27 protein-coding genes, 4 tRNA genes and 1 riboswitch are annotated in these 26,561 nt (G+C 60.6%); of the genes, 11 read left to right on the top strand and 20 right to left on the bottom strand.

Annotated features, from left to right (window positions below):
• Window positions 1-114: 114 nt before the first annotated feature.
• The gene (locus ACZ9IL_RS05545; RefSeq protein ID WP_476002607.1) at window positions 115-1,023 is read right to left on the bottom strand and encodes a LysR family transcriptional regulator; all 909 of its coding nucleotides are present in this window, start codon (window positions 1,021-1,023) and stop codon (window positions 115-117) included.
• A gap of 100 nt (window positions 1,024-1,123) precedes the next feature.
• Here ACZ9IL_RS05545 and ACZ9IL_RS05540 point away from each other — a divergent pair, with 100 nt between their 5' ends.
• The 3 genes from ACZ9IL_RS05540 (at window position 1,124) to ACZ9IL_RS05530 (ending at window position 4,493) form a co-directional block, all read left to right on the top strand.
• On the top strand, window positions 1,124-1,762 hold the full coding sequence (locus tag ACZ9IL_RS05540; RefSeq protein WP_476002606.1) for an NAD(P)-dependent oxidoreductase: 639 nt from the start codon (window positions 1,124-1,126) through the stop codon (window positions 1,760-1,762).
• Window positions 1,763-2,174: 412 nt separating this feature from the next.
• Window positions 2,175-3,209, top strand: a complete 1,035-nt coding sequence (locus ACZ9IL_RS05535) for an isopenicillin N synthase family dioxygenase (protein WP_476002605.1) — start codon at window positions 2,175-2,177, stop codon at window positions 3,207-3,209.
• Window positions 3,210-3,329: 120 nt separating this feature from the next.
• A complete protein-coding gene (locus ACZ9IL_RS05530) occupies window positions 3,330-4,493 on the top strand; it encodes a trans-sulfuration enzyme family protein (RefSeq protein ID WP_476002604.1) in 1,164 nt (387 codons plus the stop codon).
• A gap of 194 nt (window positions 4,494-4,687) precedes the next feature.
• On the opposite strand, the gene folD is transcribed toward ACZ9IL_RS05530, so the two are convergent.
• On the bottom strand, window positions 4,688-5,545 hold the full coding sequence (gene folD, locus ACZ9IL_RS05525; RefSeq protein ID WP_476002603.1) for a bifunctional methylenetetrahydrofolate dehydrogenase/methenyltetrahydrofolate cyclohydrolase FolD: 858 nt from the start codon (window positions 5,543-5,545) through the stop codon (window positions 4,688-4,690).
• A 202-nt stretch (window positions 5,546-5,747) separates the two neighbouring features.
• On the opposite strand from folD, the gene ACZ9IL_RS05520 reads away from it, so the two are divergent.
• From ACZ9IL_RS05520 to katG, 4 genes are all read left to right on the top strand, one after another.
• Window positions 5,748-5,824: transfer RNA gene (locus ACZ9IL_RS05520), tRNA-Pro, on the top strand.
• 37 nt (window positions 5,825-5,861) lie between these two features.
• A tRNA-Arg gene (locus ACZ9IL_RS05515) sits at window positions 5,862-5,938 on the top strand.
• Window positions 5,939-5,985: 47 nt separating this feature from the next.
• Window positions 5,986-6,061: transfer RNA gene (locus ACZ9IL_RS05510), tRNA-His, on the top strand.
• 727 nt (window positions 6,062-6,788) lie between these two features.
• Entirely contained in the window at window positions 6,789-8,969 is a 2,181-nt protein-coding gene (katG, locus tag ACZ9IL_RS05505) for a catalase/peroxidase HPI (RefSeq protein ID WP_476002602.1), read from the top strand.
• Between the two features lie 330 nt (window positions 8,970-9,299).
• Here katG and ACZ9IL_RS05500 read toward each other — a convergent pair whose 3' ends face one another.
• The 4 genes from ACZ9IL_RS05500 to ACZ9IL_RS05485 form a co-directional block, all read right to left on the bottom strand.
• The gene (locus tag ACZ9IL_RS05500) at window positions 9,300-9,944 is read right to left on the bottom strand and encodes a family 1 glycosylhydrolase (RefSeq protein WP_476002601.1); all 645 of its coding nucleotides are present in this window, start codon (window positions 9,942-9,944) and stop codon (window positions 9,300-9,302) included.
• Window positions 9,944-10,240, bottom strand: coding sequence for a hypothetical protein (locus tag ACZ9IL_RS05495; RefSeq protein WP_476002600.1), 297 nt, complete (start codon window positions 10,238-10,240; stop codon window positions 9,944-9,946). Before ACZ9IL_RS05495 ends, ACZ9IL_RS05500 begins: the two co-directional genes overlap by 1 nt.
• Window positions 10,241-10,331: 91 nt before the next feature.
• Window positions 10,332-10,419: transfer RNA gene (locus tag ACZ9IL_RS05490), tRNA-Ser, on the bottom strand.
• A 159-nt stretch (window positions 10,420-10,578) separates the two neighbouring features.
• Window positions 10,579-11,034 (bottom strand): type III secretion system chaperone family protein, encoded by a 456-nt coding sequence (locus tag ACZ9IL_RS05485; RefSeq protein ID WP_081965959.1) that lies wholly within the window; start codon window positions 11,032-11,034, stop codon window positions 10,579-10,581.
• Window positions 11,035-11,192: 158 nt separating this feature from the next.
• Between ACZ9IL_RS05485 and ACZ9IL_RS05480 the strand changes: the two genes are divergently transcribed.
• The gene (locus ACZ9IL_RS05480; RefSeq protein WP_476002599.1) at window positions 11,193-12,530 is read left to right on the top strand and encodes a flavohemoglobin expression-modulating QEGLA motif protein; all 1,338 of its coding nucleotides are present in this window, start codon (window positions 11,193-11,195) and stop codon (window positions 12,528-12,530) included.
• 69 nt (window positions 12,531-12,599) lie between these two features.
• Here ACZ9IL_RS05480 and ACZ9IL_RS05475 read toward each other — a convergent pair whose 3' ends face one another.
• Both ACZ9IL_RS05475 and ACZ9IL_RS05470 read right to left on the bottom strand, forming a co-directional pair.
• Window positions 12,600-13,181: a thymidine kinase gene (locus ACZ9IL_RS05475; RefSeq protein WP_476002598.1), complete on the bottom strand. Its 582-nt coding sequence runs from the start codon at window positions 13,179-13,181 to the stop codon at window positions 12,600-12,602.
• A gap of 86 nt (window positions 13,182-13,267) precedes the next feature.
• Window positions 13,268-14,848 carry a Na+/H+ antiporter NhaC family protein gene (locus tag ACZ9IL_RS05470; protein WP_476002597.1) on the bottom strand — a complete coding sequence of 527 codons (1,581 nt, stop codon included), beginning with the start codon at window positions 14,846-14,848 and terminating at the stop codon, window positions 13,268-13,270.
• An 86-nt stretch (window positions 14,849-14,934) separates the two neighbouring features.
• Window positions 14,935-15,106, bottom strand: a riboswitch (Lysine riboswitch).
• 321 nt (window positions 15,107-15,427) lie between these two features.
• Between ACZ9IL_RS05470 and ACZ9IL_RS05465 the strand changes: the two genes are divergently transcribed.
• Window positions 15,428-15,832 (top strand): H-NS family histone-like protein, encoded by a 405-nt coding sequence (locus tag ACZ9IL_RS05465; protein WP_476002596.1) that lies wholly within the window; start codon window positions 15,428-15,430, stop codon window positions 15,830-15,832.
• An 81-nt stretch (window positions 15,833-15,913) separates the two neighbouring features.
• Here ACZ9IL_RS05465 and ACZ9IL_RS05460 read toward each other — a convergent pair whose 3' ends face one another.
• From ACZ9IL_RS05460 to ACZ9IL_RS05440, 5 genes are all read right to left on the bottom strand, one after another.
• Window positions 15,914-16,477 (bottom strand): cob(I)yrinic acid a,c-diamide adenosyltransferase, encoded by a 564-nt coding sequence (locus ACZ9IL_RS05460; protein WP_476002595.1) that lies wholly within the window; start codon window positions 16,475-16,477, stop codon window positions 15,914-15,916.
• A complete protein-coding gene (locus tag ACZ9IL_RS05455) occupies window positions 16,474-16,704 on the bottom strand; it encodes a DUF3820 family protein (RefSeq protein ID WP_476002594.1) in 231 nt (76 codons plus the stop codon). Before ACZ9IL_RS05455 ends, ACZ9IL_RS05460 begins: the two co-directional genes overlap by 4 nt.
• 1 nt (window position 16,705) lies before the next feature.
• Window positions 16,706-17,377, bottom strand: coding sequence for a 7-carboxy-7-deazaguanine synthase QueE (gene queE / locus ACZ9IL_RS05450; RefSeq protein ID WP_476002593.1), 672 nt, complete (start codon window positions 17,375-17,377; stop codon window positions 16,706-16,708).
• 61 nt (window positions 17,378-17,438) lie between these two features.
• Window positions 17,439-18,146 carry a 7-cyano-7-deazaguanine synthase QueC gene (queC, locus tag ACZ9IL_RS05445; RefSeq protein ID WP_476002592.1) on the bottom strand — a complete coding sequence of 236 codons (708 nt, stop codon included), beginning with the start codon at window positions 18,144-18,146 and terminating at the stop codon, window positions 17,439-17,441.
• Between the two features lie 50 nt (window positions 18,147-18,196).
• Window positions 18,197-18,850 (bottom strand): tRNA-uridine aminocarboxypropyltransferase, encoded by a 654-nt coding sequence (locus ACZ9IL_RS05440; RefSeq protein ID WP_476002591.1) that lies wholly within the window; start codon window positions 18,848-18,850, stop codon window positions 18,197-18,199.
• Here ACZ9IL_RS05440 and rrtA point away from each other — a divergent pair.
• Window positions 18,816-19,394 (top strand): rhombosortase, encoded by a 579-nt coding sequence (gene rrtA, locus ACZ9IL_RS05435; protein WP_476002590.1) that lies wholly within the window; start codon window positions 18,816-18,818, stop codon window positions 19,392-19,394. The genes ACZ9IL_RS05440 and rrtA overlap by 35 nt on opposite strands.
• Window positions 19,395-19,462: 68 nt before the next feature.
• Here rrtA and pyrF read toward each other — a convergent pair whose 3' ends face one another.
• The 6 genes from pyrF to cmk all read right to left on the bottom strand — a co-directional run bounded on the left by pyrF (window position 19,463) and on the right by cmk (window position 24,708).
• Window positions 19,463-20,161 (bottom strand): orotidine-5'-phosphate decarboxylase, encoded by a 699-nt coding sequence (pyrF, locus tag ACZ9IL_RS05430; protein ID WP_476002589.1) that lies wholly within the window; start codon window positions 20,159-20,161, stop codon window positions 19,463-19,465.
• Between the two features lie 96 nt (window positions 20,162-20,257).
• Window positions 20,258-21,424: a lipopolysaccharide assembly protein LapB gene (gene lapB, locus ACZ9IL_RS05425; RefSeq protein WP_476002588.1), complete on the bottom strand. Its 1,167-nt coding sequence runs from the start codon at window positions 21,422-21,424 to the stop codon at window positions 20,258-20,260.
• A 9-nt stretch (window positions 21,425-21,433) separates the two neighbouring features.
• Window positions 21,434-21,718, bottom strand: coding sequence for a LapA family protein (locus ACZ9IL_RS05420; RefSeq protein ID WP_476002587.1), 285 nt, complete (start codon window positions 21,716-21,718; stop codon window positions 21,434-21,436).
• Between the two features lie 156 nt (window positions 21,719-21,874).
• On the bottom strand, window positions 21,875-22,159 hold the full coding sequence (gene ihfB, locus ACZ9IL_RS05415; RefSeq protein ID WP_033129160.1) for an integration host factor subunit beta: 285 nt from the start codon (window positions 22,157-22,159) through the stop codon (window positions 21,875-21,877).
• A gap of 92 nt (window positions 22,160-22,251) precedes the next feature.
• Window positions 22,252-23,922 (bottom strand): 30S ribosomal protein S1, encoded by a 1,671-nt coding sequence (rpsA, locus tag ACZ9IL_RS05410; RefSeq protein ID WP_005327816.1) that lies wholly within the window; start codon window positions 23,920-23,922, stop codon window positions 22,252-22,254.
• A 93-nt stretch (window positions 23,923-24,015) separates the two neighbouring features.
• Window positions 24,016-24,708: a (d)CMP kinase gene (cmk, locus tag ACZ9IL_RS05405; protein WP_476002586.1), complete on the bottom strand. Its 693-nt coding sequence runs from the start codon at window positions 24,706-24,708 to the stop codon at window positions 24,016-24,018.
• Window positions 24,709-24,970: 262 nt separating this feature from the next.
• Between cmk and ribA the strand changes: the two genes are divergently transcribed.
• On the top strand, window positions 24,971-25,564 hold the full coding sequence (gene ribA / locus ACZ9IL_RS05400; protein WP_042640802.1) for a GTP cyclohydrolase II: 594 nt from the start codon (window positions 24,971-24,973) through the stop codon (window positions 25,562-25,564).
• A 91-nt stretch (window positions 25,565-25,655) separates the two neighbouring features.
• On the opposite strand, the gene ACZ9IL_RS05395 is transcribed toward ribA, so the two are convergent.
• On the bottom strand, window positions 25,656-26,531 hold the full coding sequence (locus ACZ9IL_RS05395) for a LysR family transcriptional regulator (protein WP_476002585.1): 876 nt from the start codon (window positions 26,529-26,531) through the stop codon (window positions 25,656-25,658).
• Between the last annotated feature and the right edge of the window lie 30 nt (window positions 26,532-26,561).

Raw genomic sequence — 26,561 nt, 5'->3', positions numbered from 1 at the left:
CCCGGTCCATACAAAGCGGGACGCGGCCGTGCCGTCGAGTTCCAATGGGCGCCGATCTCCTCGGTGGCACCGCGCCCTGCCCCATGGCGTCGCCATGATCCGTGATGCGCGGATTCAGCCCTGCCGGGAGGAGGCGCCCCCCTGCCCCTCGGCGAAGTGGCGACGCAGGGCCGTGATCACCCGTCGTACCTTCTCCGGGATCTCCCGCTGGGGTGTGATGGCGTGGATCTCCATGGGGGGCGCCCGAAAGCCCGGCAACAGTGCCAGCAACTGGCCCGATGCCAGATCCTCGGCGATCTCCCCCTCGGGTTGCAGCGAGATCCCCTGCCCCGCCAGGGTGAACTGGCGCAGGGGCAGCACGTTGTTGCACAGCACCCTGGGCTTGGGTTTCACCTTGTGCCCCTGCCCCTTCTCATCGAGCAACACTATGCCCCCGCCCAGCATGTCGGACGCCAGCCAGTCGTGGGTCAGCAGCTCCTCGGGGCTGCCCGGAGTGCCCTTGCGCGCCAGATAAGCGGGCGAGGCGCACAGCAACATCCGGGTCTGCCCCAGTTTGCGGGCGATCAGGGTCGAATCGGACAGGGTGCCGACCCGCAGCGCCACGTCGATCCGCTCCGCGATGAGATCCCGCTTGCCGTCGTCGGCGATGATCTGGATGCACAGGCCAGGGTGAGCCTGCAACAGCGGCGACAACGCCCGCGCCAGCGGCTGACCCGCCATCCCCACCGGGGCGGTGATCCGCACCTCGCCGAGCAGGCTGTCGCGCACCTCACTGAGGCGAAGTTCGGTCTGATCCAGGGTCTGTTGCAGCGCCTGGCAACCCTGCCACACCACCTCCCCCGCCTCGGTCAGACTGAGGCGACGGGTAGAGCGGTGCAGCAGCACAAGGCCGAGCAGGCTCTCGAGCTGGCTGATGTGCTGGCTGATGGCGGAAGGCGTCATGCCCAGCGCCTTGGCGGCCCCGGTCATGCTGCCCGCCTCCACCACGGCGGCGAAGATGGCGTAGCGTCTGAGTTGTTCCATTATTAAATCCAGCTTACAAGTGAATGCAATTTACAGTGGATTATTAAATCACATCCGGGGGCGTAGGATAGCCCCATTCCAACAGTGAAGGAGAATCCCCATGAAAATTGCCCTGATCGGTGCCAGCGGTTTTGTCGGCGCAGCCATCCTCAATGACGCCGTCAGCCGTGGCCACAGCGTCACCGCCATCGTCCGCGATCCCAGTAAAATTGCGCCCCATCCCCAGGTCCGTGCCGTGGCGGTGGACGCTCAGGACGCCAAGGCGCTGGCCGAGGCCCTCCAGGGCCACGATCGGGTGATCAGCGCCTACAACCCGGGCTGGAGCGTGCCGGACATCTATGAGCAGTACCTCAAGGGGGCCAGTGCCATCGTCCAGGCGGCCGTGGCGGCGAATAGCTGGCTGCTGGTGATCGGCGGTGCGGGCAGCCTGGAGATAGCCCCCGGCGTGCAACTGGTGGATACCCCGGACTTCCCGGCCGAGTGGAAGCAAGGCGCCCTGGCCGCCCGCGACGGCCTCACCGCGCTGCGCCGTGAAATCGCCCTCGACTGGCGTTTCGTCTCCCCGCCCGTGTTCCTCGAACCCGGTGAGAAGCGCGGCGGCTATCGGCTCGGTGGCGATCAGGTGCTGTTTGACGGCGACAAACCCGCCGGGATCCGGGTCGGCGATCTGGCCGACGGCGTGCTCAATGAGGCGGAGCAACCGGCTCACCTGCGCCAGCGCTTCACCCTGGGCTATTGATCCCGCCGCCGATCCCGGATGATCGGCGCCCAGGCTGCAGCCAAAAACACCATGAAAACGAGGGGGGGGCTGATGCCTCCCTCGGTGATGTTCCATTCCCGCAGCAGGTTTCTCTGCCTGCATGTCTCCTGTCAGCCAAAGTGTCCAGCACCTGGCTAGCCCCGCACGGGTCGCCCCGCCCCCCCCCAGGAGGTGGTTCAAGCCACCACCTTTCGCGCAAGAAACGAATTCTATTTCGATTTTTGTATATAACTAAGAATAATTCGTTGTTTTGCCGTTATAACCCCGAACCGTAGTATCACCTCAAGCCAGTGGGTTATCGCTCGAGTTCGGCCTCACGGCCACCGGCGGCCCTCCCTTTATTCGATGGCGGGAACCCGCTTCCCGGATCTGACAGCCTGAGGAGATGCACATGGAAAACGTATCACTGCCCATCATCGATTTTGCCGCCCTGGGTGGCGCCCCCGAGACTCGTCGCCAGATGCTGGCAAGGCTTGGCCAGGCGGCGCGGGAGGTGGGTTTCTTCTATCTGACCGGCCACGGCTTGAGCGAGGCCGATCAGAAAGAGACCCTGGCGCTGGCGGCCCGCTTCTTCGCCCTGCCGGAGCAGGACAAGCGCGCGGTGCAGATGGTGCGCTCCCCCCACTTTCGCGGCTACAACCAGGTTGGCGCCGAGCTGACCCGGGCAAAGCCGGACAGACGCGAGCAGTTCGACATCATGGGTGAGGAGGCGGCGTTCGACGCCGAGGCGCTGCACCAGCCCTGGCAGCGGCTGACCGGCCCCAACCAGTGGCCCGCCGCCCTGCCGGGGATGAAGACCCAACTGCTCGACTGGCAGGCGCGCCTCACCGACATCACCCTGGGCCTGCTCTCGGCCTTCGCCGAGGTGCTGGAGCAGCCGGCCGATGTGTTCGATGCCAGCATCCGCGGCGCCCCCTACCAGCACATGAAGCTCATCCACTACCCGGGGCAAGAGGCGGGTAGCGGCCAGGGGGTCGGCGCCCACAAGGATCCCGGCTACCTGACTCTGGTGATGCAGGACGATCACTCCGGCCTCGAGGTGGAGACGGCCAATGGCTGGATCTCCGCGCCGCCCCTGCCGGGGGCCCTGGTGGTCAACATCGGCGAGCTGCTGGAGCTCGCTTCCAACGGCTACCTCAAGGCGACCCTGCACCGGGTGCAGAGCCCGCCGGCCGGGGTCTCGCGCCTCTCCTGCGCCTTCTTCATGGCCGCAAGGCTGGATGCCACTGTGCCATTGCTGCGGCTCTCCCCCGAGCTGGCGACGCTGGCCGAGGGGCCCGAGAGCGATCCGACCAACCCGCTCTTCTATCAGGTGGGGGAGAACGTGCTCAAGGGGCGGCTGCGCTCCCACCCGGATGTGGCGGCCCGCCACTATCCTTCTTCACAGGAGCAGGGCAGCCTGCGGCGAGAAGCCGTGCCGGCCTGAACATAAAGAGGTGATGGCCCATTCTGCCATCCCGACTCAAGGGGCGACGCCAAGGCCGTCGCCCCATCCACAGTGACATGAGAACACCCGCCAGCTCGCTGGCAACGACGGAGCAAGACGATGAAATTCAAGACCATGAGCGTGCACAGCGGCCAGCGTATCGATCCCCAGACCGGCGCCCTCACCACCCCGCTCTACCAGAGCAGCACCTTCAGCTACTTCAATGCCCAGGCGGGCAAGGAGCGTTTCGCGGGCCAGGCCCCGGGTTTCATCTACAGCCGCTTTGGCAACCCCACCACCGCCGAGCTGGAGCAGAAACTCGCGGCGCTGGAGGGAGCCGACGAGGCACTGGTGGTGGCGAGCGGCATGGCGGCGGTGAGCGCCATCCTGTATGCCCTGGCGGACAGCGGCGACGAGGTGGCCTACGTAGGTCCGCTCTACGGCGGCACCGATGCCTTCCTCAAACAGACCTTCAGCCGCGCCGGCATCAAGGTCACCGCCTATGACAGCGATCAGGATCTGCTGGCCAACATCAGTCCCGCCACCAAAGTGGTGCTGTTCGAGACGCTGACCAACCCCACTCTCAAGGTGGTAGATCCGCGCATAGTCGTGCAGGCGGCCCGCAAGGTCGGCGCCATCAGCGTCTGTGACAACACCTTCCTCACCCCCTATCTGCTGCGTCCGCTGGAGCTTGGCATCGACATCGTCATGCACAGCGGCACCAAATATCTGGGCGGTCACGGCGACATCATCGCCGGGGTGGTGGCCGGCTCCCACGCGCTGATGAAGTCGATCCGTACCGTGGCCCTCAAGCACATCGGCTCTCCCATAGGCCCGCAGGAAGCCTATCTGCTACAGCGCGGGGTCAAGACCCTGCCACTGCGCATGGATGCCCACCTGCACAACGCGCAGAAAGTGGCCGAGTTCCTGGCCGCTCACCCGGCGGTGAAGAAGGTGATCTACCCGGGCCTTGCCAGCCATCCGGGTCACGACGCCCTCGGCGCCTTCGCCAGCGGCTTCGGCGGCATGGTGAGCATAGAGCTGGAAGGCGGCTTTGCGCGCTGCGCCACCCTGCTCGACAACCTGCAGCTGTTCGTGCAGGCGGTGAGCCTCGGGGATCTGGAGAGCCTCGCCTGCCATCCGGCCAGCACCACCCACGCCGCCATGGACGAGGCGAGCCGCTTGGCGGCCGGGGTGAACGACGATCTCATCCGCTTCAGCATCGGGGTGGAAGACGCCGATGATCTGATCGCCGATCTGGCGGCGGCGCTGGCGTTGATCTGACCGAGCGCCTCGCCAGAGCAGTCTAGAGGACGCAGAAAATAAAAAGGGAAGGCTCAGCCTTCCCTTTTTTATGCTGACAAAATGATCGTCAACATGATGTTGTTTCGCAAAATAGCAGTGAAACGACACTAAATAGCATCACATCACACCAAGTCCAGATGGGTCGGCCAACTCGGTGGCCATCCCGGCACGACTCAGGCGTCGTGGTAGTCCTGACAGGCGCTCAGGGTATTCTCCATCAGGCTGGCTACCGTCATGGGGCCCACGCCACCGGGGACCGGCGTGATGAAGGCAGCGTGATTGCGCGCCGTCTCAAACTCCACGTCTCCCACCAGGGAGCCATCGGCCAGGCGGTTGATGCCCACATCGATCACCAGGGCGCCGGGCTTGACCCACTCACCGGGGATAAAGTTCGGCTTGCCCACCGCGACCACCAGCAGATCCGCGCGGCGCACCTGGGCCTCCAGATCCTGGGTGAAGCGGTGGCAGGTGGTGGTGGTGCACCCCGCCAGCAGCAGCTCCAGAGTCATGGGGCGACCCACGATATTGGAGGCGCCGACCACCACCGCATGCAGGCCATGGGTCTTGACCCCGGTCGCCTCGATCAGGGTCATGATGCCCTTGGGGGTGCAGGGCCGCAGGGCCGGGATGCGCTGGGCCAGACGGCCCACGTTGTAGGGATGGAAGCCATCCACATCCTTGTCCGGACGAATGCGCTCCAGCAGCTGGGTGGTATCGCAGTGGGCCGGCAGGGGCAATTGCACCAAGATCCCGTCCACCTCGGCATCTTCATTGAGCCTGTCGATCAGGGCCAGCAACTCTTCCTGACTCGCATTGGCACTCAGATCGTAAGAGCGGGAGACGAAACCCACCTCTTCACAGGCACGACGCTTGCTGCCGACATAGACCTGAGACGCCGGATCCATCCCCACCAGGATCACCGCCAGCCCGGGTGCCCGTTTGCCCAACGCGACTCGCTGTTGGACCCGCGCGGCGACCTGGTTGCGAATCGTTTGCGCAACCTGTTTTCCATCAATGATTTTGGCAGACATCGTTATTCACTCATCCTGTGTTCAACTGTGCGCATTGTCGCATTTTTTTGGCGCGGGTGTTAGCGGCTCGCGCGGGACGGGCAATAAGTAGGCATTTGAATTTACTGGCGGAAAAAGTCATTGACGCTGCGTTTGCCGCTTGGGTATGATGCCCGCCCGTTGCCCAGTGGTGCCGCTATCGGTATGCTGGACAGTGAAATTTCGGTGATTAGCGCAGCCCGGTAGCGCATCTGGTTTGGGACCAGAGGGTCAAAGGTTCGAATCCTTTATCACCGACCAGGTTCATCTTGTAGTCCAGAGGACTGCTCGATACAGAGCGCCCTTAGCTCAGTCGGATAGAGCAACGGCCTTCTAAGCCGTGGGTCGCAGGTTCGAATCCTGCAGGGCGCGCCATTAATGTGACTCCTCATGGGGGAGATCATTAACGGCCAATTTCAGTGGTGGCTGTAGCTCAGTTGGTAGAGTCCCGGATTGTGATTCCGGTTGTCGTGGGTTCGAGCCCCATCAGCCACCCCATTATTCTGTTTGTGCTGCTCGCAGCCAGCAGTCGTCAGTCTGACTGACCGCATGCACTTGATGCATGCACTCAAAACCGGCCCAGCGCCGGCTTTTTGTTTTCTGCCCGTCGCCACCTCGGCCCCTCACCCGCGTCTGCCCATCCTCCATCCGGCTCATCTCTTCCTGTCTCTCACCCGTACCGTCACAGCGCCCTTGTCCCGCACTTTGTTCTGCCCCCCGCCCTCTTTACCCGATCCTGCGCTCACTCCTGTCGCTAAACATATAAAAAATATTCACCAATTCATGTAGTTAGTGCCAATGTCACAGAAATGAATACCGGCAGGGTCCAGGCTGGTGCTATCCCCTAACGCAATGACATAGCGCAATTTTTGGCACTGTTGACTGTGATACTGATGAAAAAATAAATAATGCCCGCGAGTGACCACCATACTGACAAGCTGTCGGCCGGTCGCTCGGATCAGAGGGATCCCCCGGGAAATCCGCACTGGCGGTGCCCTGGAGGGCGGCAATGCGTGGCTGAGTGGATTGTGAGAATCGATGGTCTTAATCCATTTCTTCACGACTCATGCGAGATCCAACATTAACGCAATGAAAATAAAGGATTAGTCGAAAACGGCCTGGCCAAAATATGGCGAGTGCCGCAGGACAGGCGTACATAGCAAAGTGGAAATCTTCCGCATACTAAGTTGTTAGGTTTGCAAACGATTGCCAAGGAGAGACTGAGATGAGTGAAGAAAGCAAATGCCCCTTCAACCACACCGCCGGCGTCGGCAGAACCAATCGTGACTGGTGGCCAAACCAGCTGCGGCTGGATCTGCTGCACCAGCATTCCGCCAGCTCCGACCCCATGGGCAACGACTTTGACTACGTCAAGGCATTCGAGAGCCTGGATTACAAGGCGCTCAAGAAAGACCTGGTCAGGTTGATGACCGACTCCCAGGAGTGGTGGCCGGCGGACTTCGGTCACTATGGGCCGCAGTTTATTCGCATGGCCTGGCACGCCGCGGGCACCTATCGCACCACCGATGGCCGTGGCGGCGCTGGCCGGGGTCAGCAACGCTTCGCCCCGCTCAACAGCTGGCCAGACAACGTCAACATCGACAAGTCCCGCCGCCTGCTGTGGCCGATCAAGCAAAAATACGGCAGCCAGATCTCCTGGGCCGACTTGCTGATCCTCGCCGGCAACGTCGCACTGGAATCCATGGGGTTTCGCACCTTCGGCTTCGGCGGCGGCCGTGCCGATGTCTGGGAGCCGGATCAGGACGTGAATTGGGGGGATGAGATCGCCTGGCTCGGGGTCGACCCCGATCGCGTCAAGGGAGACCGCGAGCTTACGGCACCCTTTGGGGCCACCCACATGGGCCTGATCTACGTCAACCCGGAAGGCCCCAACGCCAGCGGCGACTACATGGAGGCGGCCAAGGACATCCGCTCCACCTTCGGTCGCATGGCCATGAACGACGAAGAGACCGTCGCCCTCATTGCCGGTGGCCACACCTTCGGCAAGGCCCACGGCGCCGCGCCGGAATCCCACAAGGGACCCGAGCCGGAAGCCGCGCCGCTGGAGGCCCAGGGCCTCGGCTGGATCAGCGACTACGGCAGCGGCCACGGCAAGGACACCGTCTCCAGCGGCATCGAGGTCACCTGGACCAAGACCCCGGCGCTGTGGAGCAACAACTTCTTCGAGAACCTGTTCAAGTTCGAATGGGAGCTGACCCAGTCGCCGGCCGGTGCCAAGCAGTGGATCGCCAAGGATGCCCCCGAGATCATCCCGGATGCCCATATCCCCGGCAAGTTCCACAAGCCGACCATGCTGACCACCGACCTGACCCTGCGCTTTGACCCCGAGTTCGGCAAGATCTCCCGCCACTTCTACGAAGATCCGCAAGCCTTCGCCGATGCCTTCGCCCGCGCCTGGTTCAAGCTGACCCACCGCGACATGGGCCCGGTGGCCCGCTATCTCGGCCCGGAAGTGCCAAAAGAGGAGCTGATCTGGCAAGACCCCATCCCCGCCGTCAATCACGAGCTGGTGGGTGACAAAGAGGTAGCGGTGCTCAAGGAGCAGATCCTCGGGGCTTCCCTGTCCGTTGCCGAACTGGTCTCCACCGCCTGGGCATCGGCCGCCAGCTTCCGTGGCTCCGACAAACGCGGCGGCGCCAACGGTGCCCGCATTCGCCTCGCCCCGCAAAAGGATTGGGCAGTCAACCAGCCGGACCAGCTGGCCAAGGTGCTCAAGACGCTGGCAGGCATCCAGCAGGCATTCAACGCCTCGGCCACCGGTGGCAAGCGGGTGTCGCTCGCCGATCTGATCGTGCTGGCCGGTGGGGTTGGTGTCGAGCAGGCCGCCAAGAAGGCGGGCGTCAATGTGACAGTGCCCTTCGCACCGGGCCGCATGGACGCCTCCCAGGCGCAGACCGATGTCGAGGCCTTCGCCGTGCTCGAGCCTCTCGCCGATGGTTTCCGCAACTATCTGAAAGGGGATTATGCCGAGCTGTCGGAGGCCATGCTGATCGACAAGGCGCAGTTGCTGACCCTGAGCGCCCCCGAGCTGACGGTGCTGGTCGGCGGCATGCGCATGCTGGGCACCAACACGGGGGCGACCGCCCACGGGGTGCTCACCACCAAGCCCGGCGCACTCTCCAACGACTTCTTCGTCAATCTGCTCGACATGAGCACCGAGTGGAAGCCGGTGGCGGGCGTCAAGGGGCTGTACGAAGGGGTGGATCGCAAGAGCGGCAAGACCAAATGGACCGGTACCCGCGTCGATCTGGTGTTCGGTTCGAACTCCCAGCTGCGGGCACTGGCCGAGGTCTACGCGAGTACGGATGCAAAAGAGAAGTTCGTGAAGGACTTCGTGGCGAGCTGGACCAAGGTGATGAACCTGGATCGCTTCGATCTGGCCTGATCCTGAAGCTGTGTTGACCGGCGCCCCGGTCCTGGCGGCTGGCCCCTTGGGCCAACCCCAGGATCGGGGCGCTTCTTCATGTATCCGATCTGCTGCACTTGTTGACGACAGCTCTTCTCATGCATTCCCTCTTGAGACGCCACCTCCCCACCACCCGCAAAGTCGACCCACATCACCAGGCGGCTTCCCACCAGCCCTTTCCCATTGCAAAGCCCCTCCTTCTTTTACACTGCCTTGGCCATAAAAACCGTCATCATCCCATGCAGGAACAATGGAAGTCGGTATGGACAGGATGTTTTATGTCACCTCACCACATATTTGGCTGCCAGATCAGAGCATCTCACCATTGCTGGCGATGACCTGGCGATACCAGTCGACGCTGCGCGTCCTGGTGCACTCGAAGCTGCCGTCATCGTTTTTATCCACGTGGATAAAGCCGTAGCGCTTGCTGTATTCACCTGTGGTGAAGGAGACGCAGTCCAGACATCCCCAGGGGGTATAGCCCATGACGTCCACCCCGTCTTCAACGATGGCGAGCTTCATCTGCTCGATATGGGCGCGCAAGTAGGCGATGCGGTAGTCATCGTCTATCTCCCCTCTCTCGTCTTTCTGATCCCGCGCGCCGAAGCCGTTCTCGACGATGAACAGCGGCTTCTCGTAGCGGCCATGGAGCAGGTTCAGGGTATAACGCAGCCCGACCGGGTCGATTTGCCAACCCCGCTCGGACGCCTGCACATGGGGGTGCGGCAGGCAGCCCTCAAAGCCGGACAGGGCGGTACCCGTGCCGGCGCCATGGGCACACACCGCGTTGCTCATGTAGTAGCTGAGCCCGATATCATCGGCGCAGCCCGCCCGCAGGATGTCTTCGTCCCCCGCGTCCATGACGATGTGATAGCCCTTGCGCTGCCACTCCTTGCGGATATAGGCGGGGTAATGGCCGCGCATGTGCACGTCCCCGAACAGGAAGCGCTCCATCAGGCCGCTTGGGGGGGATCTTGGGCTGGTATTGTAAGCGCATCATCAGAGGAGAGCAGTTGCTGACGCAAGCGAGTCAGCTCCGGCGCGATCAAGTCGCGAAAGCAGGTTTTTGACGGATGGGTATCGACATTCAGGATAGGGGCAGGATAAGTGGCAAGCCTGCTCATCAGCAGCCTGATACCGTGGGCTGCGACCAGATTGCGTAGCGTGGCTTCACTGCGATCTTTGGTGAGCAGGGAGACTCTGATTTCTTGGGGGCAGCCCAACAGGCGGAGGGATTGGGGGAACGGCATGATAGTGACACCTTGTAGTGACACTGGCATTTTCGCTTCTCCTGAAACGAAAAAACCCCATGAAATTCATGGGGTTTTTTCACAACCAATTTGGCGGTGAGGGAGGGATTCGAACCCTCGATACGTTGCCGTATACACACTTTCCAGGCGTGCTCCTTCAGCCACTCGGACACCTCACCAAATTTTCGACTGCGGTTTAACGTGTTCAATCGCCACGGGGCTCGCTGCGCTATCGCGCCGGAACGGGGCGTAATTTAGGGGAAAGCCCCGCCTGCGTCAACGGCTTTTTTGGCTGCTGCGCACCGTTCGCACAGATAACGCACAGTTCGAATGCGAGATCAGTGCACAGACTCCGGCGCGACCTGAATTTCCGGCAGATTGAGGAAGCCCAGCCGCTCGCATTCGCTCACCACTTCGTGGGTCGCCGCCGTGGTGCTCTCGACGAACAGCAAGAACTGCTCCACGGTGAGCCCCGCCTTGGTGAAGACGGTGTGACCGACGATGAGGCGCGGCAGGTTGTCGTCGATGATGTCGAGGAACACCTTGAGAGACGGATATTGCATATTGAGGCGACCCAGCTCGGCCATCAGCGGCAGCAGCGATGAGGGCCGCACCTCCAGCTCGGATGAAAACAGCAGCCCTTCTTCTTCGACAAAGATCCGGCTCTCCTGAATGCTGTCGACCGACTGCAGGGAGACCATGTGGATGCCGTGGCACTGGTCGCACACATAGTGCTCGATCCGGGCCTGTTGCAACCAACGCATTATCATTTCAGAGCTGGGGATATTCATCATTTTCACGACACGATAAGGATCAAGGGGCGCAGTCTAAACCAATTTGCCGGCAACCAAAAGTGCGCAGGCGGGATCCGCCTTCGTCTCGCTTCTTTTTGGCAAGCGCTGTGCATATACTCAGCCATTCTCGCTCTCAAGCCGCCTCCACAGAAGGCCCGATGACCATCCAAGAAAAATACCGCCTGCACCTGAAATCCCTCTCGGATGAGCTGCTGACCCTGCAAAAACCCATCCGCATCCTGGATGCCATCAAGTGGCCGCGCCACCTGCAAGCCGAATTTCTGGCCAAGGGCGGGCGCGAGCTGCCCGCCATCGGCGCCGACTTCTACCAGTCCCTCCCCCTGGGGTTCGATCCACGCAACAAATACCTGGAGCTCAAGGAGCTGCGGGACAGGATCCGGCGCCGGCTCGGCCCCCAGGACGATCTGGGCCGGATCCTGCAAGAGACGGTGGATCAATACATGGTGGTGATCGAGATGTTGCGTCAGCGCGGGCAGCCGGACTTCCAGCGCTACAGCCAGCTGCTGTACGGCTCGGCCAGCGATCACCTGCGCGGGGATCGCAAGACGTTAAAGGAGCTGGGCGCCCGCTTGTGCGACATCTTCTCCCTGCCCGGCGCCCGCCATCTGGTGCGCCCCTACCCCAAGGAGTTTGAAGGGGCGGCGGCGGTCGCCAAGCTGCAGGGCAAGCTGTCGAGCTACTTCAGCGACGGCACGGTGCAGGTCAAGCTGAGCGATGGTATCGTCTCTGACGCCGCCGCCGGTGGGGATTACATCAAGCTCAGCTCCCACGCCCGCTTCTCGGAGCTGGACTTGCAGGTGCTGGAGGTGCATGAGGGCTGGGTCCACGTGGGCACCACCCTGAACGGTCGCCAGCAATCCTACGCCACCTGGCTCGGGGCCGGCTCGCCGCGCATCACCGCCTGCCAGGAGGGGCTGGCGGTGCTCATCGAGACGCTGACCTTCAGCTCCTTCCCGGATCGGGCCAAGCGTATCTCGGATCGGGTGATGGCCATCGACATGGCGGAGCGCGGCGCCGATTTTATCGAGGTGTTCCGCCACTTCGCCCAGCAAGGTGCCAGCGAGCACGACGCCTACAAGATCACCCAGCGGGTATTTCGCGGCGGCATGGTGCAGGGGGGCGCCTGCTTCACCAAGGATCTCTCCTACGTGAAGGGCTATGTGGAGACGGTCAACTTCATCCGCAGCGCCGTGCTGGAGGGCGTACCGGAGATCCTGCCCATGCTGTTCGTCGGCAAGGTGACCCTTGACGACATCCCGGTGCTCTATCAGCACTATCTGGAGGGGCTGATCGACGCGCCGCGCTACCTGCCCCCCATGTTCCGGGATCTGACCGGCCTCTACGTCTGGTTCGGCTTCGCCTCCGGCATGTCGCTGGTGGACATAGGCCGGGTACAGCAGCATTTTCGCCAGCTGTTCCAGCGCCTGCCGGTGGCCGACCCCATCATAGCGCCGGTGGACATCGAGATAGACTGAGCCGCTCGCGGCCAGGTGAGCCAAAAAAAGGGCGCCATCACGGCGCCCTTGTTGATCTTGTTTCGTCGGTTACTTGAAGGCCCGGCCGTCCAGGTAGTGTTTGCGGCAGAGGGACACATAGCGATCGTTGCCGCCGATCTCCACCTGCTCGCCATCGCGCATCACCTGCCCTGCCTCGTTGACCCGGGAGTTCATGTGTGCCTTGTTGCCGCACCAGCAGATGCTTTTGAGCTCTTCGAACTTGTCGGCCAGGCAGAGCAGATGGTAGGAGCCGGGAAACAGCTCGCCGCGAAAATCGGTCTTGAGGCCATAGGCGATGACCGGGATCTTGAGTTCATCGACGATGCGGGCCAACTGGTAGACCTGCTCGCGGGTCAGAAACTGCGCCTCGTCGACGATGAACACGTCGATATGCTTCTCGCCGTGGCGCGCCTTGACCATCTCGAACAGATCGCAGCCGTCACTGAACACCTCCACCTTCAGCTCCAGACCGACTCTGGCACTGATCACCCCGGTCCCGAAACGATCGTCGATGACGGGCGTCATGGCCAGCGGGTACATGCCACGCTCCAGATAGTTGAAGTGTGCCTGAATGAGCTGGGTCGACTTGCCCGAGTTCATGGTGGCAAATTTGTAGTGCAGTGAAGCCATGATGCTGTTCCGATACTGAATTTATGGGGCGCATGCTAACCAAAGCCCTCGCCAAAACCAAGGGGCCCGTGGGCCCCTTGTGTTATTTATGCGGGCGCCAGCGCGCGATGCTGTCTGGACTTGCGCAGATGATAGCCGGAGAAGATCACGAACCAGAGTCCGCTGACCGTGAAGCCCGCCAGCACAGAGTGCATCAGCCCCATCACCAGATAACCGAGGGCTGCCCCGAAGGCGATGGCCAGCGCATAGGGCAGCTGGGTCATCACGTGATCGATGTGGTGGCAACCGGCACCGGTGGCCGACAGGATACTGGTGCTGGAGATGGGCGAGCTGTGGTCACCGAACACCGAGCCCGCCAGTACGGCGGCCAGCATCGGCAGCATCAGGCTGATGTCGCTGGCGGCGGCCATGTCGCCGGCCAGTGGCAGCATGATGCCGAAGGTACCCCAGCTGGTGCCGGTGGCGAACGCCATGGCGCAGGAGAGGATGAACACCACCGCCGGCAGCACCTCGATGGGCAGGTTGCCGTTGGCCATGGAGGCCAGATACTTGCCGGTCTCCACGTCACGTACCACGGCACCTATGGTCCAGGCGAACAGCAATATGTTGATGGCGGGCAGCATGGCCATGATCCCTTGCGGGGCGGCCTTCATCCAGTTCTTCGCACCCAGCTTGAGGCGCATGGCCAGACCGATGGAGACCACCAGGCTGCACAGGGCGCCGTAGACCAGGGAGGAGCCGACGTTGGTGTTCTCGAATGACCCGAGCACGCTGAATGGCAGGCCTTTGCCTTCCAGCACGGCGGCGCCGGAGTCAATCATGAAGTAGACGGTCGCCAGGGTCAGGGTCAGGATCGGCAGCACCATGTCGATCATGCCACCGTTGCTCTCCTCCGGGGATTCCATGTCCAGCCCGATGGGGCGGCCCTTGGACTCATCCCACAGTTTGCCTTCCAGCGCCCACTGCTCGTGCTGGCGCATGGAGCCGATATCGAGCTGGAACGCGATCACCACCAGCACCATGATCAGGGTGAACACGGCGTAGAGGTTCATCGGGATCATCTCGACGAAGGCGGAGATGGGGCTCTGATCGGTCAGGCCGTGGGCCGCCATGATGCCCCCCACCAGGGCGATGATATAGGCACCCCAGGAGGAGATGGGCATCAGCACGCAGACCGGCGCGGCGGTGGAGTCCAGCAGATAGGCCAGCTTGGCGCGGGAGATCTGGAAGCGATCGGTCACCGGACGACAGATGGCGCCGACCGACAGGCTGTGGAAGAAGTCATCGATGAAGAAGGCAAACACCATCATGCCGGTGAGGGCCTTGGCGCCCTTGCGGGTCTTGGCGCGGCGCTCGGCCCACTCGGCAAAGGCACGAGTGGCACCGGAGACGCTCATCAGGCTGATGAGGCCGCCCAGCAGCAACATGAACAGGATCATGTTGACGTTGTCGCGATTGAACGCGCCATCGACCCAGACGATCTTGAGCACGGTATTGAGCATGTAATGCAGGGAGTCGAGCGGCGAAAACTGGTTGAGCAGCAGGCTGCCGGCAACGATGCCCACCCCGAGCGACACCAGGACGCGACGGGTGATGATCGCCAGGGCGACGGCCAACAAGGGGGGAATGACTGACCAACCGGAGTCGGCGTAGTGAACGATGTCCATGATCTCTTTGCACCTAAAGACAACAGGTGGAGATCTACCGAGAGGATAAAGAAACAAAACCCATGGGGAGGTAATACTCCTCAGCCCCTTCAGGTAGCGCTCCATAGTGGATGACTATGGCAGTCCTGCACCTGTTCGATGCAGAACCAGCAACCCGGTATGATGGCCTGGTCACTTCGGCGCCGACTCCTTTCCCCGAACATCGCAGGCATCACCCTCCGCTCGGATACTCATAGGCAGCGCGCCTCTACTTAAAGGTATTCGGGGCACATTTTATCGGGACACGGTGTGATAGCAAGTTTTTTGATTAAATTTCAATACTTGTATGGCAGCTGAACGGGAAATGGTAGTCAATTGGTGCAATAAAATTGATATGGACGATATTTTCATCTAGCCAGAACTCATTCGGAAATGAAGGTTGTCAAATAGTCGATATATATCGCCCCACTCCATATTCGCCAAGCTTAATTTATCTATCGAATTAATTAATTCGCGATACTTGACTTGATGGCAAGCCACCCTATAAATTATCCAAAAGCCATTCCATCTTCTTAATATTTTGCTCGCGTGGTAGCCAATATGAACGAATTTTTGAAAGTCCTGCTGAATATCCGCAGCCTGCGTGCTGCCTGTCGTGAGTTGACCCTGGAGCAACTGGAAGAGGGTCTGGAAAAATTCACCGCCATCGTCACCGAACGCCAGCAGGATGAATCTGCCGATCGTCAGGCCCGTGAAGAACACCAGAAGAAAATTGCCGAATATGCCGAAATGCTGAAGGCCGCCGGTATTGACCCGGCCGAATTGGTGGGCACCGTTGCCACCGACTCTCCCAAGGCCAGCAAAGGCAAGCGTGCTCCCCGTCCCGCCAAATATCGTTATCTGGATGATGGCGTGGAAAAGACCTGGACCGGCCAGGGTCGCATGCCCTCCACCATTGCCAAGGCCGTGGCCGAAGGTAAATCCGTGGAAGAGTTTGCCATCTGATCCAGCAGGATGAATGAATAAGGCATTGCTCAATAAAAAACCTCGCCAGGCGAGGTTTTTTATTATTGCTGACAATGCTCTTCAGCCCCGATCGGCGGCCTTGACCCAGAGCACTTCGGGGGTGTTGGTGCACACCAGCAGGTATCTCGCCACCGTGAAGAACCAGTCACTCAGCCGGTTCAGATAGGGCAAGATAGCAGGATTGACCTGCTCGACGCGGCTGAGGCCCAACAGCTGCCGTTCGCAGCGACGGGTCAGAGTGCGCACCACATGAGCCTGCGCCGCCGCCCTGGAACCACTGGGCAAGATGAAATTACGCAGCACCGGCAAGCGGGCGCTATAGGCATCAATTTGCTGTTCGAGTCGCAGCGTCCAGCCTTCATTGACTTGCCACAAGGCCGTATTTTGTGCCTCGCTGGAAAAGGCGAGCTCGCCTCCCAAGTCAAACAACTCCTGCTGCAGCAATATCAGCTCGGCCAATAGCATCGTCTCCTGCGCCGGTATTTCGGCAATAAGCAGACCTATCTGGGAATTTAACTCGTCGATGGCACCATAGGTCTTGACTCGCCTGTCATCCTTGGCAAGCTGACTGCCATCGGCCAGTCGGGTGAGCCCCTTGTCGCCCTGCCGGGTATATATTCTCATACTGACATCCTGTTAATAATGGGAATAATCATGGACTCGAGTCCGTTGAGTTTTATCTCGTACGCCAGTGCCAATGTTTGACCCAGTGTACCGGCGGGAAAACCGCTGCGCGCCATCCACACCAGATAGGGCTCGGGAATATCGATGATGCGTCGTCCCCGATATTTTCCGTAAGGCATCTTGCCCGCCAGGCTGAGCAATACCCGCTCGTCCGATAGAGAGTCCATCTTAATCGATATTCAGATATTTGTGGGTCTGGATGGAGAGCCGCCAATTACGGGCGATACAGGTCGCCATGGCGAGCTCGGTGGCTCTGGGCTTCTGGCTGATGGGCTGCAGCGCGATGATCACGTCTTCACGCAAGGTGGCGGTTGCCAACAGGGCGTCAAGCTCCTCGATATGGCGCTCGGTGGCCACCGGATGCTTGATCTCGTTGGCGCGCGCGAGGGCAGATACCAGCACCGGCAGACCTCCCTTCATCCCGATCTTGGGGGAGACGGTGACCCAGGTGCTGTCGTGAGTCTTGATCTCGCTGGTACCACTGGTCTCGATCTGCACCTGATAGCCCGCCGCCAACAGGGCAGATGACAGCTCCTGCAGATCGTAGAGGCAGGGCTCGCCACCGGTTAACACCACGTGGCGCGCCTGGTAACCCAGGGTCTCGAAGCTGGCCAGGATATCGCGGGTGCTCATCTTGCTCCAGCCATCGGACTCGTTGGATCGATCGAGCACCTCCTGGCTGCCTACCTCACGGGACGGATCCACCACCCAGGTATGGCGGGTGTCGCACCAGGGACAGCCCACCGGGCAGCCTTGCAGGCGAACGAAGATGGCGGGCACGCCGGTGAAGACGCCCTCCCCCTGGATGGTCTGGAAGATCTCGTTGATTGGGTAGTGCATGCTGGTCACGACTGGTTGCAAAAGGCGCGGATTATACCCCAAACAGGGGCAAGACGCAGGCTCAGCGTCCGTTTTTCTCGCCCAACCCGGTTTTCCCGTGCAGCCGGGCCATGACGCCAACCCTGTCGGCCAGATACTGGTTCAACCCGCGACTGCGCAGCTCGCAGGCGGGACAGGTGCCACAACCATCTCCCTGAATGCCGTTGTAACAGGTGAGCGTCTGCTGGCGCACGGTATCGAGCTGGCCATGGTGATCCGCCAGCGCCCAGGTTTCGGCCTTGTCGAGCCACATCAGCGGCGTCTCGAAACGCAGGCCGCGATCCAACCCCAGCGACACCGCCTGGTTGAGCGCCTTGACGAACTCGTCGCGGCAATCCGGGTAACCGGAGAAGTCGGTCTCGCACACCCCGGTGATCACCGCCTCGGCACCGACCTGATAGGCATAGATGGCAGCCAGGGTCAGGAACAGGATGTTGCGACCGGGCACGAAAGTATTGGGCAGGCCGTTGTCTTGCAGTTCACCGCTGACCGGGATCTCGTCGCGGGTCAGGGCCGAGATGGCCAGCTCACCCAGCATGGTCACGTCCATCACCTTGTGAGCCTTGAGGCCAAACTGGCTGGCCAGACGGCAAGCGGTGTCGATCTCCTCCCGGTGACGCTGGCCGTAGTCGAAGGTGATGGCGTGCACTTCGTCATACTGCGCCAGTGCCTGTACCAGACAGGTGGTGCTGTCCTGACCTCCACTGAATACCACGACGGCTTTTTTCACGTTGTTCACTCCTCTCTCGATTCTAAATACAGGGTTCTGAAAATGCACGTTTAAGTACGGCGACCCTGGGCAAAGTCATGCCACTGCTGGTTCAAATGGGTAAACAGGCTCATCAGCGGGGCGAAGCGTTCGGGCTCTCCCTCCCACTGGGATAACAGATGGTAGCCCGCCTCCAGGGTCGACAGCGCCTCGGGAAACGGCTTCTTGCGAATGGAGTATTGCCCCGGGATGGCGCCAAGCTTGATCCGTGGCAGCCGCAGCAGGGCCGGGTTGCTGTGCAACATGCGATACGCCTTGCGCCAGGTGCCATCGAGCAGGATAAAGTGCAGGTTGCGGGCAGCGTCGACTTGTTGAGTGCACCTGCGGACCTCATCAAGCGTCAGGGCATGATCGTCCGGCCACAGCAGATAGCAGGCGACTCCGGGATCAACCAACAGGGCATTGAGCCCTGCATCTTTGGCAAAATCCTCCCCCACATGGATGCGGGCATCGGTGAGAGAGGCGGCCAGCAGGGCAGCCGTCCCCTTGGGGTGGCCCACCTCGCTCGGATGCTGCAGGATATGGAGCGGCGCGAGGTGCGGCACCCGCTCGATATAATCACACAGACAGGCTTTGAGGGCACGGGTGCAGCGTGTACAGTAGCGGCTCTCTTTGTCGCTGGGCTGTTTCATGTTGTCAGAAAAATCGGGTCTGATCTGGGTCATCACACTGTCGCTCATCACTGCCTTGCTCTTCTTCACCGTACCGAACCACCTGCTCTCCTTCGAACGCACCCTGATCGCCCAGGGCGAAGGGTGGCGCATCATAACAGGCAATCTGGCCCACACCAATCTATGGCACCTGCTGCTCAATCTGAGTGGTCTGGCGGTGCTCTACAGCCTGTTTCGTGAATATCTCACCGGTTGGCGCCTGCCCGTGCTGCTGCTCCTGCTGAGCACGGCGGTCGGTCTCGGCATCTGGTGGTGGTGTCCGCAGACCCAGTGGTACATGGGGCTGTCCGGTGCCTTGCATGGCCTGTTCGTGTGGGGCGCGGTGCAGGATATCCGCCATCGCCGCCACTCCGGCTGGCTGATGCTGCTGGGCATCGTCATCAAGCTCGGGCTGGATTTTTACAGCGCGGGAGAGAGCCCGGTGGCCGCACTGATCGGCGCCAGGGTGCACATCGAATCACACTTCATCGGCTCGGTGGCTGGCCTGTTGCTCGGCCTCTTGCCCCTCAGCCTGGGGACTCAGCCCCTCAAGTCTTGAGGTCGATAAGGAAGTAAAATGAAACAGGCCGGATCTGGATCCGGCCTGTTGCATGTGGGCGACACGAACTAGCCATTGAGCTCGGCATTGATGCTGCTCAGCATGGCCGCCGGATCGGCGGCCTGGGTGATGGGACGGCCGATCACCAGGTAGTCGGCCCCCGCCTCCACCGCCGCCCGCGGCGTCATCACCCGGCGCTGATCCCCTGCCGCCGCACCGGTCGGACGAATGCCCGGCGTGACCAGCTTGAAATCGGCCCCAAGCAGGGTCTTGAGCTCATGGGCCTCCTCGGCGGAGCAGACCACTCCATCCAGCCCCGCGTCCTTGGTCAGCTTGGCCAACCGGATCACCTGTTCGGCCGGGCCGACGCTGAGCCCGAGCGGCGCCATGTCGGACTGCTCCATGCTGGTCAGCACGGTCACGGCGATCAGCAGGGGGGCCTTGTCACCATAGGGCGCAAGCGCCTCTTTGGCAGCCTGCATCATGCGCACTCCACCGCTGGCGTGCACGTTGACCATCCAGACCCCGAGCTCGGCGCTGGCTGCCACCGCCTTGGCAACGGTATTGGGAATGTCGTGAAACTTCAGATCTAGGAAGACGTCGAATCCCCTGGCCACCAGCTGGCGCACGAATTGGGGGCCAAACAGGGTGAACATCTCCTTGCCCACCTTGAGGCGACACTGGGCCGGAGAAATCTGCTCGATGAAGGCGAAGGCATCGGCCTCGTGCTGATAATCGAGCGCAACCAGTACTTTGGGATCTTGCATGTCACTTCCTATGGGTTGGTATTGTGCGGCCTGCCCAGCTTCGCCTGCTGGCACCCGGTCGAGCCCGCGAGATCGGGCATCCCGGCTCATGGGTGGCTATTCGCCGTCCAGGCCACGAATGGGTTTGATGGTGCCCCACTGCCGGCAGGAGGGACACTGCCAGAACAGCGAGTGGGTGGCAAAGCCACACTGACGACACTTGTGAGTCGATTTGATCTTGATCTGCTCGCCCACCAGCTGCTGCAACAGCTCCAGGCTCTCCTTGGCGGGGCCCTCCTCGGCACTGGCAAGCTGGAAACCGACCAGCTGGTAGAAGCCCTTCATCGAGGGATGGCGCCGCAGCTGACGCAGCACCAGGGCGCGCGCCTGACTCAGGCCATCGCGCTCCTCCACCAGATTGGCCAGCGCCAGGGTCACGCTGACACCGGCATGATCCTCCACCGCCTTCTCCAGCAGCGGGATCAGTTCCTGGCTACGTCCCATCTGCTGATAGCAGACCAGCAGTTTTGGCATGGCTTCGGAAGCAAAATCCATGTCCTGTTCGAACACCCTCAGCAAGTCCTTGCTGGCCTCCTCGAACTTGCCCTCCTCCATGGTGAGTTCGGCCAGTCGCAGGCTGGCGCGAGCACAGGCAGGATTGACGCTGAGCGCCCGCTTCAGACGGGTACGCCCTGCGGCCAGATCCCCGTCACGCAGGGCACTCTCGGCTTGTTCGCAATAGAAATGGGAGATGGGATCGGCCAGCTTCTTGCCTTGGAACTTCTGTAGCCGCACGGCAACCTCGATGGCCTTGTCCCAGTCACGCAACTGCTGATGGATGATCAGCAGCTGGGTCAACGCCGTCTCCTCGAAGTCACTGTCGTCGCACAGTTCATTCCAGATGGCCTCCGCCCGGTCCAGCAACCCGGCGGCGAGGAAATCGCGGGCCAACTCCTGCAGCGCAAGTTGGCGCTGTTCCCGGGTCAGCTGGCGACTGACCAGGTTCTGGTGGATCTTGATGGCGCGATCGACTTCGCCACGCTGGCGAAACAGGTTGCCGAGGGAGAGGTGCGTTTCGATGGTGTCGCTGTCGACTTCCAGCAGTTGGATGAAGAGATCCACCGCCTTGTCCGATTCATCAGACAGCAAATAGTTGAGGCCCGCCACGTACTGGCGGGAAAACTGGTTACTCTGTTGCTGGGTGTCCTGGCGAACACTCCTGCGTCCCATGTACCAACCATAACCAGCGGCAATTGGCAACAGCAGGAAAAGCAGTTCAAGCATCGAGGGACATTATTCCTTGGCAGCCGACCGGGCCAGCTCCAACTCGCGGGATTGACGACGCATGGTGCGACTGAGGGTGCGATTTTGCAGCTTGAGGCGCAGGAAGAGCAGACCGAAAACCAACCATCCCAGCAAGAATCCGCCGGCGAAGAAGAATCCCAGCAGCATGGAGAGCGAGAACTCACCTTGCGCTATCAGGTAATTGAACTGCACCTGCTGGCCGTTTTGTGAGCCGATGGCGAGGGTCAGCACAAACACCAGCACCAATGGGATAAGGGCCAAGATACGCTTCATAAGAGCTCCCTGTCTGTAGCTAATGAGAGACCGATTATCCTTAAAATCACCGGCAGACTCTAGAGCGAATGGGAAAAGACTTTGATAAACCCGACAATTGGCGTAACCAATGTCGCAAAAATAAAAAAGGCATACCCAAGTATGCCATTTTCTGCATTATTCGATAATGTTCACGCGCTCGCGTAACTCTTTACCCGGCTTGAAGTGAGGGACATATTTCCCGGTCAGTTCAACCTTGTCCCCGGTCTTGGGGTTGCGACCCACACGGGGGGCACGATAGTGCAGTGAAAAACTTCCAAATCCTCGGATTTCAATCCTGTCGCCGTTTTGCAAGGTCGATGCCATCTGCTCAAGGATCTCCTTGATGGCGGCTTCGACATCTTTGGCCGGCATATGCATGCGGTTGGCAGCCAATTTTTCGATGAGATCTGATTTGGTCATAAAGTTAAATCTCCTTCCCCGATCACATGCAATATTCATTTTGCCAAGATAAAAAAGGGCGGCGTAAAGCCGCCCTTTTCTTGCATCAAGGATTACTCACCCTTGGCGGCTTTGAACGCTTCCATCATGGCATTGCTGAACACAACTTCTTCTTGTTGGTTCAGGCTATCGATAGCAACACGCTCGTCAGCTTCGTCCTTAGCACGGACAGACAGGCTTACGGTGCGGTTCTTACGATCAACGCCCATGAATTTAGCTTCAACTTCGTCACCAACAGACAGCACCAGAGTGGCGTCTTCTACGCGGTCACGAGCAGCGTCGGAGGCACGCAGGTAGCCTTCCACGCCATCAGCCAGTTCGATCACGGCACCCTTGGCATCAACCTCGGTAACCTTACCCTTCACGATAGCACCTTTCTTGTTATCAGACAGGTACTTATTGAACGGGTCTTCTTCGATCTGCTTGACACCCAGGGAGATGCGCTCGCGCTCCGGGTCCACTTGCAGAACAACGGCTTCGATCTCGTCGCCCTTCTTGAATTCACGCACGGCTTCTTCGCCCTGGTTGTTCCAGGAGATGTCAGACAGGTGAACCAGGCCGTCGATGCCGCCATCCAGACCGATGAAGATACCGAAGTCAGTGATGGACTTGATCTTGCCGGAAACACGGTCGCCCTTGGCGTGAGTTTCGGCAAACAGCTGCCACGGGTTGGATTTGCACTGCTTCAGACCCAGGGAGATACGACGACGTTCTTCGTCGATGTCCAGAACCATCACGTCAACCACGTCGCCAACGTTAACAACCTTGGACGGGTGGATGTTCTTGTTGGTCCAATCCATCTCGGATACGTGTACCAGGCCTTCCACACCTTCTTCGATTTCAACGAAGCAGCCGTAGTCGGTCAGGTTGGTCACGCGGCCAGACAGACGGGTGGTCTCCGGGTAACGCTTGGCGATAGCAACCCAGGGATCTTCGCCCAGCTGCTTCAGACCCAGGGATACACGGGTACGCTCGCGGTCGAACTTCAGAACCTTGACAGCAATCTCGTCGCCAACGTTGACGATTTCGGAAGGGTGCTTAACACGCTTCCACGCCATGTCGGTGATGTGCAGCAGGCCGTCAACACCGCCCAGATCTACGAATGCACCGTAGTCGGTCAGGTTCTTGACGATACCCTTAACTTCTTGACCTTCTTGCAGGTTGGCCAGCAGGCTTTCGCGCTCGGAGGTGTTCTCGGTTTCGATCACGGCACGACGGGAAACAACAACGTTGTTGCGCTTCTGGTCCAGCTTGATGACTTTGAACTCGAGTTCTTTGTTTTCCAGGTGAGCGGTGTCACGGATCGGACGCACGTCAACCAGGGAACCCGGCAGGAAGGCACGGATGCCGTTCAGTTCAACGGTGAAACCACCCTTGACCTTGCCGTTGATGATACCGATAACGGTAGCTTGCTCTTCGTATGCCTTCTCAAGCTGCAGCCAGGCTTCGTGGCGCTTGGCTTTTTCGCGGGACAGCTTGGTTTCGCCGAAACCATCTTCGATAGAGTCCAGAGCCACGTCAACGGTGTCGCCTACGTTGATTTCCAGCTCGCCCAGGGCGTTCTTGAACTCTTCAGCAGGGATGGCAGACTCGGATTTCAGACCGGCGTCAACCAGTACAAAACCGTTCTCGATAGCAACGACGGTACCCTTGACGATGGAACCTTGACGGGTTTCAACGGCGTTCAGGGACTCTTCAAAGAGTTGAGCAAAAGATTCGATCATTGTTTGTGTCACAAATGAAACATCCACTCGCAATCCGGCACAAGCGGGGTTGTTTTAAATTATCTGCGCCATCCATGGTGCAGACGACTGACATCAGCTTGCGCTGACATCACCAAGTTGTTGCTCTGCATAAGCGAGTACCGTCACCAGCACTTCGTCTATGGTCATCGACGTTGAGTCTACGACGAGCGCATCTTCCGCGGGTTTCAGGGGAGCAACGGCGCGATTTCTGTCGCGATCGTCACGTTCCCGAATCTCGGTTAAAAGACGCTCAAAGTTAACATCAAAGCCCTTATCTTGCAACTGCTTATAGCGGCGCTGCGCCCGCTCCTCCGCACTGGCGTCGAGGAAAATCTTCACCTCGGCCTCGGGGAAAACCACGGTACCCATGTCGCGGCCATCGGCGATGAGACCCGGTTGCTGGCGAAAAGCGCGCTGGCGACGCAGCAGGGCTTCGCGCACCCGGGGGAAGACCGCAATCTTGCTGGCGGCGTCACTCACTTCCTGGGAGCGGATGGTACGGGAGACATCCTCCCCTTCCAGCACCACCTTGACCTGATCGCCCTCGACCTGGAATTGCACATCGAGATTGGCGGCCAGGGGGACCAGCGCCGCCTCGGCGTCCAGCTCGACATCGTGGTGCAGGGCGGCCAGCGCCAATACCCGGTAGATGGCGCCGGAGTCGAGCAGGTGCCAACCCAGCTTCTGTGCCAACAGTTGGCACAAGGTGCCTTTGCCGGCACCGCTTGGGCCATCAATTGTCATCACGGGGGCCATCTGGGGCATAATTTTTCTCCTGCACACGCTGCATGTTGAGGGGTTGCACACATCCCTGCCGGGATGGGGTAATGGGCGCCGATTATACCCGAATGCACGGGGCCTGGCAGTTGTCCTGCCACAGATTTGCGCGGAAGTCGTCGCGATTGCGCCTATTATGACCAATCAGGCAAAGCATTCCTCACTGCAAGGTTTTGTTCTTATGGTTGTTATGGATGAGGCGCGCTAAACTAGCCGCCTTTTTTAAGCAGTTAGTAGTCAGGAGCAACCTATGAGCAGCATTAGCCTGGTGGCTAAATCCAAGTTGCCGACCCCCTGGGGCACCTTCACGCTGGTTGGCTTTCAGGAAACCGGTACAGGCAAGGATCACGCCGCACTGGTGATGGGCGATATCGCCGACGGAGAGCCCGTGCTGGGACGCATTCACTCCGAGTGTCTGACCGGAGACGCCCTGTTCAGCCTGCGTTGCGACTGCGGTTTCCAATTGCAGGCCGCCATGCAGAACATCGCCAAGGCCGGTCGCGGCGTCTTGCTGTATGTCCGTCAGGAAGGACGTGGCATCGGCCTGCTCAACAAGATCCGGGCCTATCACCTGCAGGATCAGGGGGCCGATACCGTCGAGGCCAACGTGGCGCTGGGCTTTGCCGCCGACATGCGCGATTACACCATCTGTGCCGATATGCTGAAGGCGCTGGAGGTCAAGAGCCTGCGCCTGATGACCAACAACCCGCGCAAGCTCAAGGCGATGGAGAGCTTCGGCATCCCGGTGGCCGAGCGCGTTCCCCTGCAGGAGGGGCGCAACCCCCACAATGAGTTCTACCTCTCCACCAAGGCGAACAAGCTGGATCACCTGCTCAAGAAGTAGGACGGCTATCCCGCATCGGTAAAAACGCCTCCCGCTGGAGGCGTTTTTATTGGAAAAGCGACATGCCAGCCAGCTAACCAGCAGAACTCGCTTACGAATCGGCCTGCGCCAGCAGGAAGTCCCGCAGCGCTCGATTGGCCATGGAGAGAGGGTCCCCGCGCCGCCAGGCCACGCAGAGATCGAGGAAGATCGGCGGCTCGAAAGGCACGCCGGTGAGGGCCGTCTCCTCGTCCAGCGCCATCCGCAGGAAGGTGGTCACCGCAAACCCCTGCCGCACCACCGCCTTGAGCAGCGGAATGAGGTTGCTCTCGAACGCGATGTTCGGCTCACAGCCGAGCCCCTGCGCCAGCACCTCCATGTGTTCGCGGTGATAGAAGCCGCGCCTGAACATGGCGAGCTCCTGGCCGAAGAACTGCGGCAGCGAAACGCTGGCGGCCTGGCGCAGCGGATGCTCCTCCCCCACCACCATCAGCATCTCTTCGCGCAGCAACTGGGCCCCCTCCAGCCCGGGGGGCAGATCGCTGGTGATGAGGATCGCCAAGTCCAGGCTACCATCCACCATGCGGCTGAGCAGCTCGCGGGTACCCGCCTCCTCCACCCGGATCTTGAGGCCGGGATAACGGTGCTTGAAGGCCATCAGGATCGGGGGGAAGTAGTAAGAACCCATCATGTAGGGAATGCCGATGCGCACCTCCCCTCGCTCCAGCCCCTTGAGCTCCGCCATCTCCGCCTCGGCCTGGTGCATCTGCAAGAGCAGCCGCTCGGCGTGGCGACAGAGCACCTCCCCCTCCGGGGTGAGCCGCACACTGCGGTCCTGTCGGTCGAACAGGCGCAGCTCGAGTTGTTGCTCCAGCTTGGCGATGGCCATGCTGACGGCCGGCTGTGCCACGTGCAGCGCATTGGCGGCCCTGGTGAAGGAGCCGGCGTCGCGCACCGCCAGCAAATAGGTCAGCTGCTTCAGGTCCATATCAATTTTATTTATGAGGTGGATAATATA

This window comes from Aeromonas sp. TECH754 (assembly GCF_056279295.1).
The sequence above is the reverse complement of the archived record's forward strand: the minus strand, read 5'-3'. Positions and strand labels throughout refer to the sequence as shown.

Coding starts and splice junctions, on each gene's coding strand:
- ACZ9IL_RS05545 (WP_476002607.1), bottom strand. CDS start 1,023: ATGGAACAACTCAGACGCTACGCCATCTTCGCCGCCGTGGTGGAGGCG.
- ACZ9IL_RS05540 (WP_476002606.1), top strand. CDS start 1,124: ATGAAAATTGCCCTGATCGGTGCCAGCGGTTTTGTCGGCGCAGCCATC.
- ACZ9IL_RS05535 (WP_476002605.1), top strand. CDS start 2,175: ATGGAAAACGTATCACTGCCCATCATCGATTTTGCCGCCCTGGGTGGC.
- ACZ9IL_RS05530 (WP_476002604.1), top strand. CDS start 3,330: ATGAAATTCAAGACCATGAGCGTGCACAGCGGCCAGCGTATCGATCCC.
- folD (WP_476002603.1), bottom strand. CDS start 5,545: ATGTCTGCCAAAATCATTGATGGAAAACAGGTTGCGCAAACGATTCGC.
- katG (WP_476002602.1), top strand. CDS start 6,789: ATGAGTGAAGAAAGCAAATGCCCCTTCAACCACACCGCCGGCGTCGGC.
- ACZ9IL_RS05500 (WP_476002601.1), bottom strand. CDS start 9,944: ATGGAGCGCTTCCTGTTCGGGGACGTGCACATGCGCGGCCATTACCCC.
- ACZ9IL_RS05495 (WP_476002600.1), bottom strand. CDS start 10,240: ATGCCGTTCCCCCAATCCCTCCGCCTGTTGGGCTGCCCCCAAGAAATC.
- ACZ9IL_RS05485 (WP_081965959.1), bottom strand. CDS start 11,034: ATGATGAATATCCCCAGCTCTGAAATGATAATGCGTTGGTTGCAACAG.
- ACZ9IL_RS05480 (WP_476002599.1), top strand. CDS start 11,193: ATGACCATCCAAGAAAAATACCGCCTGCACCTGAAATCCCTCTCGGAT.
- ACZ9IL_RS05475 (WP_476002598.1), bottom strand. CDS start 13,181: ATGGCTTCACTGCACTACAAATTTGCCACCATGAACTCGGGCAAGTCG.
- ACZ9IL_RS05470 (WP_476002597.1), bottom strand. CDS start 14,848: ATGGACATCGTTCACTACGCCGACTCCGGTTGGTCAGTCATTCCCCCC.
- ACZ9IL_RS05465 (WP_476002596.1), top strand. CDS start 15,428: ATGAACGAATTTTTGAAAGTCCTGCTGAATATCCGCAGCCTGCGTGCT.
- ACZ9IL_RS05460 (WP_476002595.1), bottom strand. CDS start 16,477: ATGAGAATATATACCCGGCAGGGCGACAAGGGGCTCACCCGACTGGCC.
- ACZ9IL_RS05455 (WP_476002594.1), bottom strand. CDS start 16,704: ATGGACTCTCTATCGGACGAGCGGGTATTGCTCAGCCTGGCGGGCAAG.
- queE (WP_476002593.1), bottom strand. CDS start 17,377: ATGCACTACCCAATCAACGAGATCTTCCAGACCATCCAGGGGGAGGGC.
- rrtA (WP_476002590.1), top strand. CDS start 18,816: ATGTTGTCAGAAAAATCGGGTCTGATCTGGGTCATCACACTGTCGCTC.
- ACZ9IL_RS05440 (WP_476002591.1), bottom strand. CDS start 18,850: ATGACCCAGATCAGACCCGATTTTTCTGACAACATGAAACAGCCCAGC.
- pyrF (WP_476002589.1), bottom strand. CDS start 20,161: ATGCAAGATCCCAAAGTACTGGTTGCGCTCGATTATCAGCACGAGGCC.
- lapB (WP_476002588.1), bottom strand. CDS start 21,424: ATGCTTGAACTGCTTTTCCTGCTGTTGCCAATTGCCGCTGGTTATGGT.
- ACZ9IL_RS05420 (WP_476002587.1), bottom strand. CDS start 21,718: ATGAAGCGTATCTTGGCCCTTATCCCATTGGTGCTGGTGTTTGTGCTG.
- ihfB (WP_033129160.1), bottom strand. CDS start 22,159: ATGACCAAATCAGATCTCATCGAAAAATTGGCTGCCAACCGCATGCAT.
- rpsA (WP_005327816.1), bottom strand. CDS start 23,922: ATGATCGAATCTTTTGCTCAACTCTTTGAAGAGTCCCTGAACGCCGTT.
- cmk (WP_476002586.1), bottom strand. CDS start 24,708: ATGCCCCAGATGGCCCCCGTGATGACAATTGATGGCCCAAGCGGTGCC.
- ribA (WP_042640802.1), top strand. CDS start 24,971: ATGAGCAGCATTAGCCTGGTGGCTAAATCCAAGTTGCCGACCCCCTGG.
- ACZ9IL_RS05395 (WP_476002585.1), bottom strand. CDS start 26,531: ATGGACCTGAAGCAGCTGACCTATTTGCTGGCGGTGCGCGACGCCGGC.